We start from the raw sequence: 15,191 nt of genomic DNA on the forward strand, positions 1-15,191 counted from the left end.
TCGAACTTCGTGTTGTGACGCGGCCCTGGCAAGGTTGGCTCCAGCACGCTGAGACGGCCGCGCGCTTCCCAGCCATTGCCTGAGAGCCTCCTGTGTGTTTCTCAGGAAAATCACAGGTTCCAGAAAGCGTGTTCTCAGAGGGCCTCGACATCGTGTCGAGCATGACCACGACCTCGCCCCAGGGGCGCACCGAACTGCTGAGGCCGGACGGGAGCCCCGTCCGAGTGCTTGTGGTGGACGACGAGATGTCGATCACCGAACTGCTGTCCATGGCCCTGCGCTATGAGGGATGGCAGATCCGGAGTGCCGGAGATGGCACAGGTGCCATCCAGAGCGCGCGTGAGTTCCGGCCCGACGCCGTCGTGCTGGACATGATGCTTCCGGACATGGACGGGCTGACCGTCCTCGGGAGGCTGCGGCGGGAGCTGCCGGACGTGCCGGTGTTGTTCCTGACCGCCAAGGACGCCGTCGAGGACCGTATCGCCGGGCTCACCGCGGGTGGCGACGACTACGTCACCAAGCCGTTCAGCCTGGAGGAGGTCGTCGCCCGGCTGCGCGGGCTCATCCGGCGGTCCGGTGCCGCCGACCGGCGGTCGGACTCCATGCTCGTCGTCGGGGATCTGACGCTCGACGAGGACAGCCACGAGGTGTCGCGGGGCGGCGAGAACATCCACCTCACCGCCACCGAGTTCGAGCTGCTGCGCTTCCTGATGCGCAACCCGCGGCGCGTGCTCAGCAAGGCACAGATACTCGACCGGGTCTGGTCGTACGACTTCGGCGGACAGGCCAATGTCGTCGAGCTGTACATCTCCTATCTGCGTCGGAAGATCGACGCGGGGCGGGAGCCCATGATCCACACCCGGCGCGGTGCCGGTTACCTGATCAAGCCCGCGGCGTCATGAGCGGACGGCGACGGCCGCGTGCGCAGAGGAGACTGGCGGGTCAGCCGCGCACGCTGCGAGCGCGGCTCGTCGTCGCGTCCGTGGTGCTGATCGCGGTCGTGTGCGCGGTGATCGGCACGGTGACGACGCTCGCGCTGCGGTCGCATCTGTACCAGCAGCTGAACGAGCAGGTCGACGACGTCGGCAAGCGTCTGTCGGCGCCCATGAAGCCCGGCGGTGAGGACGAACCCGAGGAGAGGGACAGACTCACCGGCTTCGTCGAGGGGCCGGCGCAGCCGAAGACCATCGCCGCCGAGGTCGGCACTAACGCCACGGTCACCCGGGCGTTCATCGCCGAGGCCTCCACCGAAGACGGTCCCTTCCAGCGGAACTCGGCCGTCGCGCTCACCGACGAGCAGAAGTCCGCCTTCGCCAAGGTGTCCCACACGGGTATGCACAACGTCGACATCCCCGGCCTCGGCGAGTACCGGGTGCAGTACGTCCCCGGAGCCGATGGAGGCGGCTACTACGTCGCCCTGCCCACCGAGTCGGTCACCAGCACCATCAGCACCCTCATCCTGGTGGAGGTGAGCGTCACCGGTGCCGGCCTGGTCGCCGCCGCCATCGCGGGCTCCGTCCTCATCGGCGTGGCCACCCGCCCCCTGCGCAAGGTCGCCGCCACCGCCACCCGAGTCTCCGAACTCCCCCTCCACACCGGCGAGGTCAACCTCAGCGAACGCGTCCCGGAGTCCGAGACCGATCCGCACACCGAGGTCGGCCAGGTCGGTGCCGCGCTCAACCGGATGCTGGACCACGTCCACGGCGCTCTGCACTCCCGACAGCAGAGCGAGACGCGGGTACGGCAGTTCGTGGCCGACGCCAGTCATGAGTTGCGTACCCCGCTCGCCTCCATCCGGGGGTACGCCGAGCTGACCAGACGGGGGAGGGAAGACGTCGGGCCGGACACCAAGCATGCCCTCGGGCGGATCGAGTCCGAGGCCGGGCGTATGACCCTCCTCGTCGAGGATCTGTTGCTGCTCGCGCGGCTCGATGCCGGGCGGCCGCTGCAGTTCGAGCAGACCGACCTCGTCCCGCTCGTCGTCGACACCATCAGCGACGCCCGCGCCGCCGGCATGGACCACAACTGGCGCCTCGACCTGCCCGACGAACCGGCCCTCGTGTCGGCGGACGCGGCACGGCTGCAGCAGGTGCTGGTCAACCTGCTGGGCAACGCCCGTAACCACACCCCACCCGGTACGACCGTCACCGCCCGTGTTCAGCGGCGCGGACCATGGCTGTGCGTGGACGTCGAGGACAACGGCCCCGGCATCCCCCCAGACCTGCTTCCGCACGTCTTCGAGCGGTTCGCGCGGGGCGACTCCGCGCGCTCCCGAGCCACCGGTTCCACCGGTCTCGGCCTGGCCATCGTGCAGGCCGTGGCGACCGCGCACGGCGGTGCCGTGACCGTCGACAGCGGGCCCGGACGGACCGTGTTCACCGTCCGGCTGCCCGCGCTCCCGGCCGCGCCGAGCCCCGAAATGAGCTGGCAACAGCACTCACAGGCACAGCACAGCGTCACCACATGGGTGGAACAGGGCGCCTGACAAGAGTCGGTGTCATGCGAACCGACTCTTCTCCCGGCACCCTGCCGGCGCGGGAGCACCTCCCGGCCGGAAACGCCGGTACGCCTGTCCTGGACGTAGTGATCCCCGTCTACAACGAGGAGAAGGACCTCCAGCCGTGTGTGCTGAGACTGCATGATCACCTCAAGCGCACGTTCCCGTACGCCTTCCGCATCACGATCGCGGACAACGCGTCGACCGACACCACCCCCCAGGTGTCGCGGCGGCTGGAGGCGGAGCTCGGGGAGGTCAGGGCGTTCCGGCTGGAGCAGAAGGGCCGTGGCCGGGCGCTGCGGACCGTCTGGTCCGCCTCGGACGCCCCGGTCCTCGCCTACATGGACGTGGACCTGTCCACCGACCTCAACGCGCTGCTCCCCCTGGTGGCGCCGCTGATCTCGGGTCACTCCGACCTCGCGATCGGCTCCCGGCTCAGCCGGAGCTCCCGGGTCGTGCGGGGCGCCAAGCGGGAGTTCATCAGCCGCTCCTACAACCTCATCCTGCGCGGCTCGCTCCAGGCCCGGTTCTCCGACGCCCAGTGCGGCTTCAAGGCCATTCGGCGGGATGTCGCGCAGGTGCTGCTGCCCCTCGTCGAGGACACCGGCTGGTTCTTCGACACCGAGATGCTGGTGCTCGCCGAGCGGGCCGGACTCCGTATCCACGAGGTGCCGGTGGACTGGGTCGACGACCCGGACTCGACCGTCCACATCGTGAGGACGGCGACCGAGGACCTCAAGGGCGTGTGGCGGGTGGGCAAGGCCCTGGCCGGCGGCTCGCTGCCGCTGGACCGGCTCACCCGGCCCTTCGGCGACGACCCGCGCGACCGCGAGATCAAGGACGTACCCACGGGCTTGGCCCGCCAGCTCGTCGGCTTCTGCGTGGTCGGCGGTCTGTCCACCCTGTTCTATCTGCTGCTGTACAGCGGCTTCCGGGTCTTCACCGGCTCGCAGGTCGCCAACGCCCTCGCCCTGCTGGTCTCCGCCGTCGCCAACACGGCGGCCAACCGGCGCCTCACCTTCGGGGTGCGCGGCCGCGCCGGCGCCGTACGGCACCAGGCGCAGGGCCTGGTCGTCTTCGGCATCGGACTCGCCCTGACCAGCGGCTCACTGGCCGCCCTGAACACGGCCAGCAGCGACCCCGCGCACTCCACCGAACTGGCGGTCCTGATCGCCGCCAACCTCGCGGCGACCGTGCTGCGCTTCCTGCTCTTCCGGGCGTGGGTGTTCCCGGACCGGCGCGACACCGACTCGGTGGTGGTCGCCTCCTACGACACAGCCCAGTTCCGCGCCGGTGCGGCCGCGGACGGCACCTGGCGGGACGCCACCCTGCAACTGCAGCCGGTGCGCCCGCACGACACCGACTCGAGGGACTACCGATGACCATCCACTACGACCAGCAGACGCAGCGGACGCAAGAGACGCACCAGACGCAGCAGACCTACGGCAGAGACACGGCCCCCGGCTCCGGTGAGCCCAAGCCGCCCTTCGTACGGCGGCTGTGGCGCGGTCGCCCCGAGGACCCGCGCTGGGCACGCCCGGCCTTCCTGGGCCTGCTGCTCGCCACCTTCCTCCTCTACCTCTACAACCTCAGCGCCTCCGGCTACGCCAACTCCTTCTACTCGGCGGCCGTCCAGGCCGGCAGCCAGTCCTGGAAGGCCTTCTTCTTCGGCTCGCTGGACGCGGCCAACGCCATCACCGTCGACAAGCCCCCGGCCTCCCTGTGGCCGATGGCCCTGTCGGTCCGCCTGTTCGGCCTCAGCTCGTGGGCGATCCTGCTCCCCGAGGTCCTCATGGGCGTCGGCACGGTGGCCGTGGTGTACGCCGCCGTACGGCGCCGGTTCGGCCCCGCGGCCGGTCTGATCTCGGGGGCGGTGCTCGCCCTCACCCCCGTCGCGGCGCTGATGTTCCGGTTCAACAACCCGGACGCGATGCTGGCCCTGCTGATGGCCGTGGCCTGCTACCTCGTCATCCGGGGGCTGGCGGACGGCCGTACCAAGTGGCTGGTGTGGGCGGGTGTCGCGATCGGCTTCGCGTTCCTCGCCAAGACCCTCCAGGCCTTCCTGATCCTGCCGCCGCTCGCGATCGTGTACGCGGTCTGCGCGCCGGTGTCGGTGAAGAAGCGCATCGGTCAGCTGGCCGCGGGCCTCGCCGCGATCGTCGTCTCGGGCGGCTGGTGGGTCGCGATCGTCGAGCTGTGGCCGGCCTCCTCCCGCCCGTACATCGGAGGCTCGCAGAACAACTCCTTCCTTGAACTGACCTTCGGCTACAACGGCCTCGGCCGCCTCAACGGCGAGGAGACCGGCAGCGTCGGCGGTGGCGGCGGTGGCGGAAACGGCGGCGGCAACTGGGGCGAGACCGGCTGGGACCGGCTGTTCGGCTCCAGCATCGGCGGCCAGATCTCCTGGCTGATCCCGGCCGCGCTGATCCTGCTGGTCGCGGGTTTGGTGGCCACGCGCAAGGCGCGCCGTACGTCGGTGACGCGCGGTTCGTTCCTGGTCTGGGGCGGCGCGCTGGTCACGACCATGCTGGTCTTCAGCTATATGCAGGGCATCTTCCACGAGTACTACACCGTCGCCCTCGCCCCCTACATCGCCCCGCTGATCGGCATGGGCGCGGCGCTGCTGTGGGAGAAGCGGGACAGTGCGTGGGCGTCGCTCACCCTGGCCGGCGCGATGACGGCCACCGCGGCCTGGGGCTACGTCCTGCTCAACCGTTCCTCGGACTACCTGCCCTGGCTGAAGTGGGTGGTCCTGGCCGGCGGTCTGGTCGCCGCGCTGGGCCTGGTCTTCGCCTCGAAGCTGGGTCGCCGACTGACCATGGGCGTCGTCGGGTTGGGCCTCGCCGCGGCGCTGGCCGGCCCGGCCGCGTACACCCTCACCACGGTGAACGAGGGCCACACCGGCTCGATCGTCACGGCCGGTCCCGCCGTCGCGGGCGGTCGCGGTGGCGGCCCCGGCGGTGGCGGCGGCATGGGCGGCGGTCCCGGCGGGGGCGGCATGCCCGGCCAGAACCAGCAGGGCCAGCAGAACCAGCAGGGCCAGGGCCAGAACCAGCAGAACGGCAACGGCTTCCCCGGCGGCGGCATGCCGGGCCAGCAGAACGGCAACGGCAACACCCAGGGCCAGGGCCAGAACCAGCAAGGCAACCAGCAGGGCAACCAGCAGGGCGGCATGCCCGGTGGCGGCCAGATGGGTGACGGTGATGGCGGTGGCGGTGGCGGCATGGGCGGTCTGATCAACGGCGCCAGCGTCAGCGACGAGGCCAAGGAGCTGCTGGAGAAGAACGCGGGGCAATACACCTGGGCGGCCGCGGCCATTGGTGCCCAGAACGCCGCGAGCTACCAACTCTCCACCGGCGACCCCGTCATGGCGATCGGCGGCTTCAACGGCACCGACCCGTCCCCGACCCTGGCCGAGTTCAAGAAGTACGTCGAGGACGGCGAGATCCACTACTTCATCGCCAGTGGCAGCGGCGGCGGCATGGGTGGCAGCAGTGACGGCACCTCCTCGCAGATCAGCTCCTGGGTCCAGGAGAACTTCGAGTCGGTGACGGTCGACGGCACCACGTTCTACGACCTGACGCAGCCGAAGAGCGACAGCTGACGGTCGGCTGAGGGGGAGGGCGGTGGCCCGGGGCGCAAACGGCCCCGGGCCACCGCCTTCGTCGTTCGGCCATCGCCGTTCGGCCCGAAATCGCGTTGTACGCTGTATAGGGACTGCCTTACGGTGTACAACATGACTGCGTCCCCCCAGGAACAAGCCCCGAAGGCCCCGGTCCCCGCCCCGCCGGAGGGCGGCCACCCGCAACGCTGGCTGATCCTCGGCGTCCTGTGTCTCGCGGTGCTCACCGTGGTGCTCGACAACACCGTCCTGAACGTGGCGATCCCCTCGCTCACCCGCGAACTGGGCGCGTCCACCTCCGACATCCAGTGGATGATCAACGCCTACTCGCTGGTGCAGTCGGGTCTGCTGCTCACGGCGGGCAGCACGGCCGACCGCTACGGCCGCAAGAAGATGCTCGCCGTGGGCCTGGCACTGTTCGGCGCGGGCTCGCTGGTGGCCGGCCTCGCCGACTCCACCGGCCAGTTGATCGCTGCCCGCGCCGGGATGGGCGTCGGCGGCGCGCTGCTGATGACCACCGTGCTGGCCGTGGCGATCCAGATCTTCACGCCGGAGGAGCAGCCCAAGGCGATCGGTATCTGGGCCGCGGTGAACTCACTGGGCTTCGCGGCCGGACCGCTCCTCGGCGGCTTCCTGCTGGACCACTTCTGGTGGGGCGCGATCTTCCTGATCAACCTGCCGGTCGCCGCCCTCGCCCTGGTGGCCGTCGTGGTGCTCGTCCCCGAGTCCAAGAACCCCCAGGGTGACCGCCCCGACCTGCTGGGCGCGGTGCTCTCCACGATCGGCATGGCCTCCCTGGTCTTCGCGATCATCTCCGGACCCGAGCACGGCTGGACATCGGGCCGGGTGCTGCTGACGGCGACGGTGGCGGTCCTCGTGCTGGCCGCCTTCGCGTACTGGGAGAGCCGGATCCCGTACCCCATGATCGACATGCACTTCTTCCGGAACCGGCAGTTCACGGGGGCCGTCTCCGGGGGTGTGCTGATCACCTTCGGGATGGGCGGCTCGCTCTTCCTGCTCACCCAGCACATGCAGTTCGTGCTCGGCTACGAGCCCTTGGAGGCCGGGCTGCGGACGGCTCCGCTCGCCCTGATGATCGTGGCGCTGAACTTCACCGGCGTGGCGGCGAAGTGGGCGACCCGGCTGGGCAATCCGGTCGCCATCGGGCTGGGCATGGCGGTCATGGCCGGCGGCCTCGCCGCCATCGCCGTGCTGGCCTCCGGCGGGTACGCCGGCACGCTGCTGGGGTTGGTGCTCATCGGTACCGGGGCCGCGGTGGCGAGTCCGGCGATGTCCCACGCGATCATGAGTGCGATTCCGCCGGAGAAGGCGGGAGTCGGAGGCGGGATCAACGGGACGGTGGCGGAGTTCGGTACGGGGCTGGGCGTCGCCGTGCTGGGGGCGCTGCTCAACTCGCGGTTCGCGGCGCTGATTCCGGTGACGGCGGCTTCCCTGCCGGGGGCGTTGGCGGCTGCCGGGTCGGCTGAGGAGAGGGGGCGGGTCATGGACGCGTTCTCCTCCGGGCTGGAGACCAGTCTTTTGGTGGGGGCGTTGGCGGTGTTGCTCGGGGGGTTGGTCGCGGGGGCGTTGTTGCGGCGGGCGGAGAGGGCAGACACCGCCTAAGAGCTCGGGTCATGCGGTTGTTGGGCGACTGCGGGTCCTATGTGGCTGATCGCGCAGTTCCCCGCGCCCCTTTGGGGGCGCTTAGCATGACCGGCATCAGAAAGCCTAGGAAGGTGCGCCATGGCTAGGGCAGCCCGGCAGTCCGCGCGGACGAGCGTCTGGTTGGAGGACAAGGCTCGGCGTGGCGGTCGCGGTGGGGGACAGCCCTCCGGGTTGGACCGTGACCGCATCACCGCGGCGACCGTTCGGCTGCTGGACGCCGAAGGGCTGGCGAAGTTCTCCATGCGGCGGCTGGCCGCCGAGCTGAACGTCACCGCGATGTCCGTCTACTGGTACGTCGACACCAAGGACGACCTCCTCGAACTCGCCCTCGACGCCGCCTTCGGCGAACTGACCCTGCCCGACCCGGAGGCCGACGAGGACTGGCGCGTCCCGCTGCGCGCGCTGGCCCGGGAGTACCGCGGCCTGCTGGTCCGGCACCCGTGGCTGTCGCCGCTGATCGGCACGTACGTCAACATCGGCCCGAACAGCCTCGCCTTCTCGCGCCTCGTCCAGCAGATCATCCACAGGACGGGCCTGCCCGCGCACGGACTGGTGGCGGCCATCTCCGCCGTCTTCCAGTTCGTGTACGGCTTCGGCACGATCGAGGGCCATTTCATCGCCCGCAGCGCGGCGTTCGGCATGACCCCGGACGACTACTTCCAGCACGCCATGAGCACGGTGACCCAGTCCCCGGAGGCCGCCGACATCGTCCAGGAGTCCGCGCAGCTCATGGAGGCCCGGGGCGGCGACACGGTGGAGGAGATGTGGGAGCGGGACTTCGAGTTCGCCCTGGACCTGCTGGTGGCGGGCATCGAGGCGATGGTGGCACGCAGCGCCTCCTAGGAGGCGCCGCTCCTAGTCACCACCCTCGACGAGCCGCGCGGGGAAGCCCCCGGTGGCCACCGGCCCCCACTTCTCCGGGGTCACCCGGATGATCGACTTGCCCTGCTTCAGCATCGCCGCCCGATACTCGTCCCAGTCCGGGTGCTCCCCGGCGATGTTCCGGTAGTACTCCACGAGCGGCTCCACGGACTCCGGCGAGTCGATCACCTCGGCCGTCCCGTCGACCTGGACCCACGGCCCGTTCCAGTCGTCGCTCAGCACGAGCAGGCTGACCCGCTGATCCCGCTTGGCGTTGCGGGTCTTGGCCCGCTCGGGGTAGGTGGACACCACGATCCGCCCCGAGTCGTCGACCCCGCAGGTCAGCGGCGAGGCCTGGGGGCTGCCGTCGGACCGCCGGGTGAGCAGGATCGCGCGATGACGGGGCCGTACGAAATCAAGCAGCTCTTCGAGCGAGACGCGTGTGTTGGTCGCGATGTTCGGTGCCATGGGCTCAGCCTAGGGGTCGGCCGCCCGCTCAGCCTGACCCTGCCGCGCTCACCCTTGCGGCAGCGACTCCCCCCCGCACCGCCTGGATGTCCAACTCCACCTTCAGCGTCGTCCCGATCGCCGCGATACCCGCCTGCACCACCTGGTTGTAGTCCATGGCGAAGTCGTCCCGGTGGAGTTCCGTCGTCGCCCGGAACGCCGCCCGTGTCCCACCCCATGGGTCGGCGCCGGTGCCGAGGTAGGCGAGGTCCAGGTCCACCGGCCGTACGACGCCGTGCATGCCCAGTTCGCCGTGCACCGTCCAGCGATCCGAACCCGCTGCCGCCGTAAGCCCCGTCGACCGATACGTGATCTCGGGGTACTTCTCCACGTCCAGGAAGTCCGGCGACCTCAGATGCCCGTCCCGCATGCCGTTGCCCGTGTCGATCGAGTCGGCCCGGATGACCGCCTCGACGCGGGACTTGGCGACGTCGTCCGGCGCTATCTCGACGGCGCCCGTGAAATCCGTGAAGCGGCCGCGCACGCTCGAGATCCCGAGGTGCTGGGCCACGGCGGCGACCGAGGAGTGCGCCGGATCGATCGTCCACGGCCCGGGCGGCGGCAGTTGAGTGCCGCCCTGCCTGGCCAGGGTCAGCGTGCCGACCTCGGCGCGGCCGCTCGCGGTGACGATCGCGCTCGCGGCGGCGGGCGCGTAGCCCACGGCGGTGACGATGACGGTGTACGCCCCCGGGGGCAGGGGATCGGCGTCCCGTACGGCCCCCTTCGCGTCCGCCTCCAGGCGCAGCACCTGCGCCCCGGTCATGTCCGTCACCGTGACGACCGCGTGCGACACGGCCCAACCGTCCCGGGTACGGATCCTCGCGGTCAGTCCCATCTCACGTACTCCTCAGCCTGAAAGTCCCGAAGCGACCGGCCCGTGGCGGCGGCGCACCTCCGCTCGGAGCGCGCCGCCCCGCCACGGGCCGGGGTCCTTCTACTCGCCGGGATGGGCGAGTTCGATGTCGTGGTCGTCGGTGCCGCGGCCGGTCACCGTCAGGGCCGTCGCCACCGGCGGGTAGCCCGTGGCGATGACCGTGTACTCGCCGCCGTCCAGGTCCGTGAAGGCGTACGCCCCGTCCGGGCCGGTGGTGGCGGTGCCGACGACGTTGCCCGCGGCGTCGACCAAGGTGACCCGGGCGTCGGCCAGCGGGCCGTGCGGTGCCCGTACGACGCCCTGGACCTGGGCGCCCGCCTCCAGGTCGACCTCGATCCGGGTGACCCCGGTGCCGCCGATCTCGACGGGCAGGGCGCGCGGCCGGTATCCGGCGGCGTTCACCGCGACGGTCACGGCACCCGGCACCAGCTCGGCGAAGCCGAACTCGCCCTGCTCACCGGTGGCGGCGGTGGCCAGCAGGTCGCCGCGCACATCGGTCACGATCACCATCGCGTCCTTGACCGGCAGCGCGCTCTGCGCCGTACGGACCACACCGCTCAGGCCGCTGGTGCCGCTGAGCAGGATGTCGTAGGCCACCGGCTCGTCGCCGTTCACCACGATCGTGGACGCCTGCGGCTGGAAGCCGTCGGCGGAGGCGATCAGGACGTACGATCCCGCGCCCGGCGCGTCGACCGCGTACGAGCCGTCGGCCCGCGTCACCGAGCGGCCGAGCTGCCGTCCGGCCAGCGAGATCAGGGTGACGGCGGCCTGCGGGACCGGCGCGCTCTCCGCACCGCGGACGAAGCCGCCGACGGGGATGCCGCCGGTCTCTTCGGGGCGGGCCACCGTGGTGACGGCCGCGAGCCTCTGGGCGCCCTCGGGGCCGGCCTCCGCCTCGGACGTGACCGCCCAGCTCGGAACCCGCTCCTCGGCGGCGGCCGGCGCGGTCTGCGCCGAAGCCCGCTCCGACGGCGTCGGCTGCTCGGCCTCCGCGGCCTGGGCCAAGGCTCCCTTGGTCTTCAACGGAACCTCCTTGATGAACAGGGCGAACAGCAGGGCGAGGAAGGCGATCGGCGCGGCGTACAGGAAGACGTCGGCGACGCCGTGGCCGTACGCGCTCTCGATGACGGTGCGCACCGGGCCGGGCAGCGCGTCGAGGTCGGGGATCTCCCCGTGGCCGGAGGAGCCGCCCTGCACGCCGAGCTTGGTCAGGCCCTCCTCGGCGTAGTGCGTGATCCGGTGGGACAGGACCGCGCCGAGCGCCGAGACGCCCATGGCGCCGCCGAGGGAGCGGAAGAAGTTCACCACCGAGCTCGCGGCGCCCAGGTCGCTCGGGTCCACCTGGTTCTGCGTGGCCAGGACCAGGTTCTGCATCATCATGCCGACGCCGAGGCCCAGCAGGGCCATGAAGATCGCGACGTGCCAGTACTCGGTGTCGTAGCGGATCGTGCCCAGGAGGCCCAAGCCCGCCGTGACCAGCACACCGCCGGCGAGCAGCCATGCCTTCCAGCGGCCGGTGCGGGTGATGACCTGCCCGGAGACCGTCGACGAGACGAACAGGCCGACGATCATCGGGATGGTCATGACGCCGGACATGGTCGGCGACTTGTCGCGGGCGAGCTGGAAGTACTGGCTGAAGAAGATCGTGCCCGCGAACATCGCGATGCCGACGAAGAGGGAGGCCAGGGAGGCGAGGGTGATGGTGCGGTTGCGGAACAGGCGCAGCGGGACGATCGGCTCGCTCGCCCTGGACTCGACGAGGATGAAGATCAGCAGCAGCGCGAGCGCGCCGCCCGTCATCGCGTACGTCTGCCAGGACAGCCAGTCGTACTTGTCGCCGGCGAAGGTCACCCAGATCAGCAGCAGGCAGACCGCGGCGGTGATGAAGAAGGCGCCGGCCCAGTCGACCTTGACCTTCCGCCGGACGACCGGCAGGTGCAGGGTGCGCTGCAGCACGATCAGCGCGACGACGGCGAAGGGCACGCCGACGTAGAAGCACCAGCGCCAGCCGAGCCAGTCGGTGTCGGTGATGACGCCGCCGATCAGCGGGCCGCCGACCATCGCGGTGGCGAAGGTGGCGCCGAGGTAGCCGTTGTAGCGGCCACGCTCCCGCGGGGAGATCATCGCGGCCAGGATGATCTGGGCCAGCGAGGACAGACCGCCCATGCCGATGCCCTGCACCGCGCGGAACGTGATGAGCATGGCCGGGTTCTGGGAGAGACCGGCCGCCGCGGAACCGGCCACGAAGATGACCAGGGCCAGCTGTATCAGCAGCTTCTTGGAGAAGAGGTCGGCGAGCTTGCCCCACAGGGGTGTGGACGCGGTCATCGCCAGCAGCGACGCGGTGACCACCCAGGTGTAGGCGCTCTGGCCGCCGCCGAGGTCCTTGATGATGTCGGGCAGGGCGTTGGAGACGATCGTCGACGACAGGATCGCGACGAACATGCCGAGCAGCAGCCCGGTCAGCGCTTCCATGATCTGCCGGTGCGTCATGGGAGTGCCGTCCCCGGCTCCGCTCCCGTGTTTGGCGTGGGCCCGCACACCGGCTGGTGTGGTCGTTGCCATGGGGTTCCTTTTCCTACTCGGTGATCGCGGGTGTACGGCAGTCGTCAAAGCTGGCTCGCAGCCGGGCCATGAGCCGGGTGAGCGCCTCGACCTCGTCGTCGGTCCAGTCGCCCAGCCGCTCGGCCAGCAGCTGTGTGGTCCGCCGGGACATCTCCAGGACCCGGCCCTCGCCGGCCGGGGTGAGGTGGAGGATGCGGCTTCGTCTGTCCGCCGGGTCGGGGGAGCGCTCGATCCAGCCGCGCTCGGCGACGTGGGCGACATGACGGCTGGTGACCGACATGTCCACGGCGAGCAGCTCCGCGAGCTTGCTCATGCGCATCTCTCCGTGGCGGGCCAGCAACGTCAGTACGGCGGCGGAACCGGCGGGGCAGTCGGACGGCAGCGTCCGTCCCATCTCCCGTTTCACGGCGCCGAAGGCGCTGAACTGGCGGACCAGCTCTTCGTACTGCGCCTGCTCGGCCATCACACCTCCCGCTGTTTGTTGCTTAGGGCAACCATAGAAGAGGTTGGTTGTTACAGGCAAACAAATGGGTGAGCTGCGCCGCAAAAACCTGGCAAAGACGAGTATTGCGACCGTAAATGTGGAGGTGAGGTGGGTCCTGTGGCCCCCTGTACAGGGTTCGAACCCCCACTTGGGCCGAACGGGCGGATTCGCTAGGGTCTCAGGCCATGGCTAACACCCAGGGCCCCCAGGGCAACCACGACCCCGCAGGCAGCACCCAGATGTTCCGCGCGTTCGTCGACGAGGGCCCGCAGGGCGGTCGTCGGCAGCAGGCCTCCTCGGGCCCGCGCATCGGCGTGATCGTCGGCGTGGTCGCCGCGGTCGTGATCGTGGCGGCGGTGGCCTGGCTGGCGCTCAAGTAGCCGGTACGGCTCCTACTCCCACCGGACGGTGACGTCCCGCGTCTCGATGCGCATGCCCAGTGGCACGCGCCAGGCGTCGACGCACACCGTCCAGGTCTTCTCCTTGCGCGCCCCGGCCCCGATCGGCGCCGGGAGCTTCTCCGTCGACTCGATCGTCGCCCAGTCGATGCCGAGCGCGCCGATGATGTGGGTGCCGAAGGTGACGGTGCCCGAACGCACGGCTGTGCCGCCCGAGTTGTGGAAGTCGAGGGTCACTTTCTCGCACCAGCGCTTGTCCGTGGGCTCCCGTTCGGGGTCGCTCACCGTGAGTTTCGCGGGGGACGGGGTCGTCGCCGGCGACGCGGGGGGCGGCGATGGCGCGGGTGAACTGCTGGGCGGGGCTGCGGGTTCGGGGGTGTCGCTCGGAGCGGCGGCGGGGGGCGCGGCAGGCAGTTCCGTCGCCGCCGGGCCGGTGGACGGTTCCTTACTTCCCTCCCGCCCGGGGGAGTCCATGGGACCTCCGCCACCGTCGCCGCCGCCGTCGGGGCCGCGCTCCGGCTCGTCGAGCGGCACCAGCGTCACCTCGCCCGTCGGCGCGGCAGCCGTACCGGAGATCCTCGGCGGACCGCCTGCCGCCCCCGTCGCGACGTACCCGTCACCGCCCCCGCCGCCCCCGCACGCGGCCAGCAGTCCGCCCAGGCAGACGACGGCCGCCGACGCGCCCAGCAGGGCGCACCGGCGGCCGGGTGTCGAGGTCGTCCAGGTCGCGCGAAGCATCGGGCCATGGTGGCTGACGCTCCGTCAATTATGAAGGGGCCGGGAGGGGTCAGTCGGAGATGAGGCCCTCACGCAGCTGCGCCAGGGTCCGGGTCAGCAGCCGGGAGACGTGCATCTGGGAGATGCCGACCTCCTCGCCGATCTGCGACTGGGTCATGTTGGCGAAGAAGCGCAGCATGATGATCCGCCGCTCGCGGGGCGGGAGTTTGGCCAGCAGCGGCTTGAGGGACTCGCGGTACTCGACGCCCTCCAGGGCGCTGTCCTCGTAGCCGAGCCGGTCCGCCAGGGAGCCCTCGCCGCCGTCGTCCTCCGGGGCCGGGGAGTCCAGCGAGGAGGCCGTGTAGGCGTTGCCGACCGCGAGGCCGTCGACGACGTCCTCCTCGGACACGCCCAGCACGGTGGCGAGTTCGGTCACCGTCGGGGAGCGGTCCAGCTTCTGGGAGAGCTCGTCGCTGGCCTTGGTGAGGGCCAGGCGCAGCTCCTGGAGGCGGCGCGGGACGCGCACCGACCAGGACGTGTCGCGGAAGAACCGCTTGATCTCGCCGACGACGGTCGGCATCGCGAACGTCGGGAACTCCACGCCCCGTTCGCAGTCGAAGCGGTCGATCGCCTTGATCAGGCCGATGGTGCCGACCTGGACGATGTCCTCCATCGGCTCGTTGCGCGAGCGGAAGCGGGCCGCTGCGTAGCGCACGAGCGGGAGATTGAGCTCGATCAGGGTGTCCCGGACGTAGGCGCGCTCGGGGCTGTTCTCGTCCAGTGCGGCGAGCCGCAGGAACAGGGAGCGGGACAGGGTGCGGGTGTCGATCGACTCCGATGTCGGAAGGGCCGGGGCCGACACGGCTTCCAGAGCCGTGACGTCGTCGAGAACGGCGTCGGGCGCGGACTCGCTCTTCGTGAGCGTGAGCACCTTCGAGCTGCCCTGGTCTGCGGACATGCCACCCCCTTTGGGTCGCGGGACGGTCGTGGCGAACGCTCCG

At 70.6% G+C, this 15,191-nt stretch carries 13 protein-coding genes; 7 read left to right on the forward strand and 6 right to left on the reverse strand.

Translation table 11 applies throughout. The features are described from left to right. The first annotated feature begins 161 nt into the window (after window positions 1–161). The 6 genes from IM697_RS01815 to IM697_RS01840 all read left to right on the forward strand — a co-directional run bounded on the left by IM697_RS01815 (window position 162) and on the right by IM697_RS01840 (window position 8,627). Window positions 162–902 carry a response regulator transcription factor gene (locus IM697_RS01815; protein ID WP_194044060.1) on the forward strand — a complete coding sequence of 247 codons (741 nt, stop codon included), beginning with the start codon at window positions 162–164 and terminating at the stop codon, window positions 900–902. Beyond that, complete coding sequence (locus tag IM697_RS01820) at window positions 899–2,485, forward strand: sensor histidine kinase (protein ID WP_194044062.1); 1,587 nt, start codon at window positions 899–901, stop codon at window positions 2,483–2,485. The genes IM697_RS01815 and IM697_RS01820 overlap by 4 nt, the downstream gene beginning before the upstream one ends. 14 nt (window positions 2,486–2,499) lie before the next feature. Next, window positions 2,500–3,879: a bifunctional glycosyltransferase family 2/GtrA family protein gene (locus IM697_RS01825; RefSeq protein ID WP_194044064.1), complete on the forward strand. Its 1,380-nt coding sequence runs from the start codon at window positions 2,500–2,502 to the stop codon at window positions 3,877–3,879. Beyond that, complete coding sequence (locus IM697_RS01830) at window positions 3,876–6,101, forward strand: ArnT family glycosyltransferase (protein WP_194044066.1); 2,226 nt, start codon at window positions 3,876–3,878, stop codon at window positions 6,099–6,101. Before IM697_RS01825 ends, IM697_RS01830 begins: the two co-directional genes overlap by 4 nt. Window positions 6,102–6,233: 132 nt before the next feature. Beyond that, window positions 6,234–7,742 carry an MFS transporter gene (locus tag IM697_RS01835; protein ID WP_194044068.1) on the forward strand — a complete coding sequence of 503 codons (1,509 nt, stop codon included), beginning with the start codon at window positions 6,234–6,236 and terminating at the stop codon, window positions 7,740–7,742. A gap of 120 nt (window positions 7,743–7,862) precedes the next feature. Next, window positions 7,863–8,627, forward strand: coding sequence for a TetR/AcrR family transcriptional regulator (locus tag IM697_RS01840; protein WP_194044070.1), 765 nt, complete (start codon window positions 7,863–7,865; stop codon window positions 8,625–8,627). A 12-nt stretch (window positions 8,628–8,639) separates the two neighbouring features. On the opposite strand, the gene IM697_RS01845 is transcribed toward IM697_RS01840, so the two are convergent. The 4 genes from IM697_RS01845 to IM697_RS01860 form a co-directional block, all read right to left on the reverse strand. Further along, window positions 8,640–9,113 (reverse strand): PPOX class F420-dependent oxidoreductase, encoded by a 474-nt coding sequence (locus IM697_RS01845; RefSeq protein ID WP_194044072.1) that lies wholly within the window; start codon window positions 9,111–9,113, stop codon window positions 8,640–8,642. A gap of 28 nt (window positions 9,114–9,141) precedes the next feature. Further along, the gene (locus IM697_RS01850; RefSeq protein ID WP_194044073.1) at window positions 9,142–9,987 is read right to left on the reverse strand and encodes a YceI family protein; all 846 of its coding nucleotides are present in this window, start codon (window positions 9,985–9,987) and stop codon (window positions 9,142–9,144) included. Between the two features lie 99 nt (window positions 9,988–10,086). Beyond that, on the reverse strand, window positions 10,087–12,519 hold the full coding sequence (locus tag IM697_RS01855; RefSeq protein ID WP_476755906.1) for an MFS transporter: 2,433 nt from the start codon (window positions 12,517–12,519) through the stop codon (window positions 10,087–10,089). Between the two features lie 85 nt (window positions 12,520–12,604). Beyond that, window positions 12,605–13,054, reverse strand: coding sequence for a MarR family winged helix-turn-helix transcriptional regulator (locus tag IM697_RS01860; protein ID WP_194044077.1), 450 nt, complete (start codon window positions 13,052–13,054; stop codon window positions 12,605–12,607). Window positions 13,055–13,260: 206 nt separating this feature from the next. Between IM697_RS01860 and IM697_RS01865 the strand changes: the two genes are divergently transcribed. Continuing rightward, the gene (locus IM697_RS01865) at window positions 13,261–13,455 is read left to right on the forward strand and encodes a hypothetical protein (RefSeq protein ID WP_194044079.1); all 195 of its coding nucleotides are present in this window, start codon (window positions 13,261–13,263) and stop codon (window positions 13,453–13,455) included. Between the two features lie 12 nt (window positions 13,456–13,467). Here IM697_RS01865 and IM697_RS01870 read toward each other — a convergent pair whose 3' ends face one another. After that, window positions 13,468–14,211: a hypothetical protein gene (locus IM697_RS01870; protein ID WP_194044081.1), complete on the reverse strand. Its 744-nt coding sequence runs from the start codon at window positions 14,209–14,211 to the stop codon at window positions 13,468–13,470. Between the two features lie 49 nt (window positions 14,212–14,260). Next, entirely contained in the window at window positions 14,261–15,148 is an 888-nt protein-coding gene (locus tag IM697_RS01875) for an RNA polymerase sigma factor SigF (protein ID WP_194044083.1), read from the reverse strand. Between the last annotated feature and the right edge of the window lie 43 nt (window positions 15,149–15,191).

The organism is Streptomyces ferrugineus, from assembly GCF_015160855.1.
GTDB lineage: Bacteria > Actinomycetota > Actinomycetes > Streptomycetales > Streptomycetaceae > Streptomyces > Streptomyces ferrugineus.

Bases quoted from the DNA above. Each gene is read 5' to 3' on its own strand.
- IM697_RS01815 (WP_194044060.1), top strand. From the start codon at position 162: ATGACCACGACCTCGCCCCAGGGGCGCACCGAACTGCTGAGGCCGGAC.
- IM697_RS01820 (WP_194044062.1), top strand. From the start codon at position 899: ATGAGCGGACGGCGACGGCCGCGTGCGCAGAGGAGACTGGCGGGTCAG.
- IM697_RS01825 (WP_194044064.1), top strand. From the start codon at position 2,500: ATGCGAACCGACTCTTCTCCCGGCACCCTGCCGGCGCGGGAGCACCTC.
- IM697_RS01830 (WP_194044066.1), top strand. From the start codon at position 3,876: ATGACCATCCACTACGACCAGCAGACGCAGCGGACGCAAGAGACGCAC.
- IM697_RS01835 (WP_194044068.1), top strand. From the start codon at position 6,234: ATGACTGCGTCCCCCCAGGAACAAGCCCCGAAGGCCCCGGTCCCCGCC.
- IM697_RS01840 (WP_194044070.1), top strand. From the start codon at position 7,863: ATGGCTAGGGCAGCCCGGCAGTCCGCGCGGACGAGCGTCTGGTTGGAG.
- IM697_RS01845 (WP_194044072.1), bottom strand. From the start codon at position 9,113: ATGGCACCGAACATCGCGACCAACACACGCGTCTCGCTCGAAGAGCTG.
- IM697_RS01850 (WP_194044073.1), bottom strand. From the start codon at position 9,987: ATGGGACTGACCGCGAGGATCCGTACCCGGGACGGTTGGGCCGTGTCG.
- IM697_RS01855 (WP_476755906.1), bottom strand. From the start codon at position 12,519: ATGACGCACCGGCAGATCATGGAAGCGCTGACCGGGCTGCTGCTCGGC.
- IM697_RS01860 (WP_194044077.1), bottom strand. From the start codon at position 13,054: ATGGCCGAGCAGGCGCAGTACGAAGAGCTGGTCCGCCAGTTCAGCGCC.
- IM697_RS01865 (WP_194044079.1), top strand. From the start codon at position 13,261: ATGGCTAACACCCAGGGCCCCCAGGGCAACCACGACCCCGCAGGCAGC.
- IM697_RS01870 (WP_194044081.1), bottom strand. From the start codon at position 14,211: ATGCTTCGCGCGACCTGGACGACCTCGACACCCGGCCGCCGGTGCGCC.
- IM697_RS01875 (WP_194044083.1), bottom strand. From the start codon at position 15,148: ATGTCCGCAGACCAGGGCAGCTCGAAGGTGCTCACGCTCACGAAGAGC.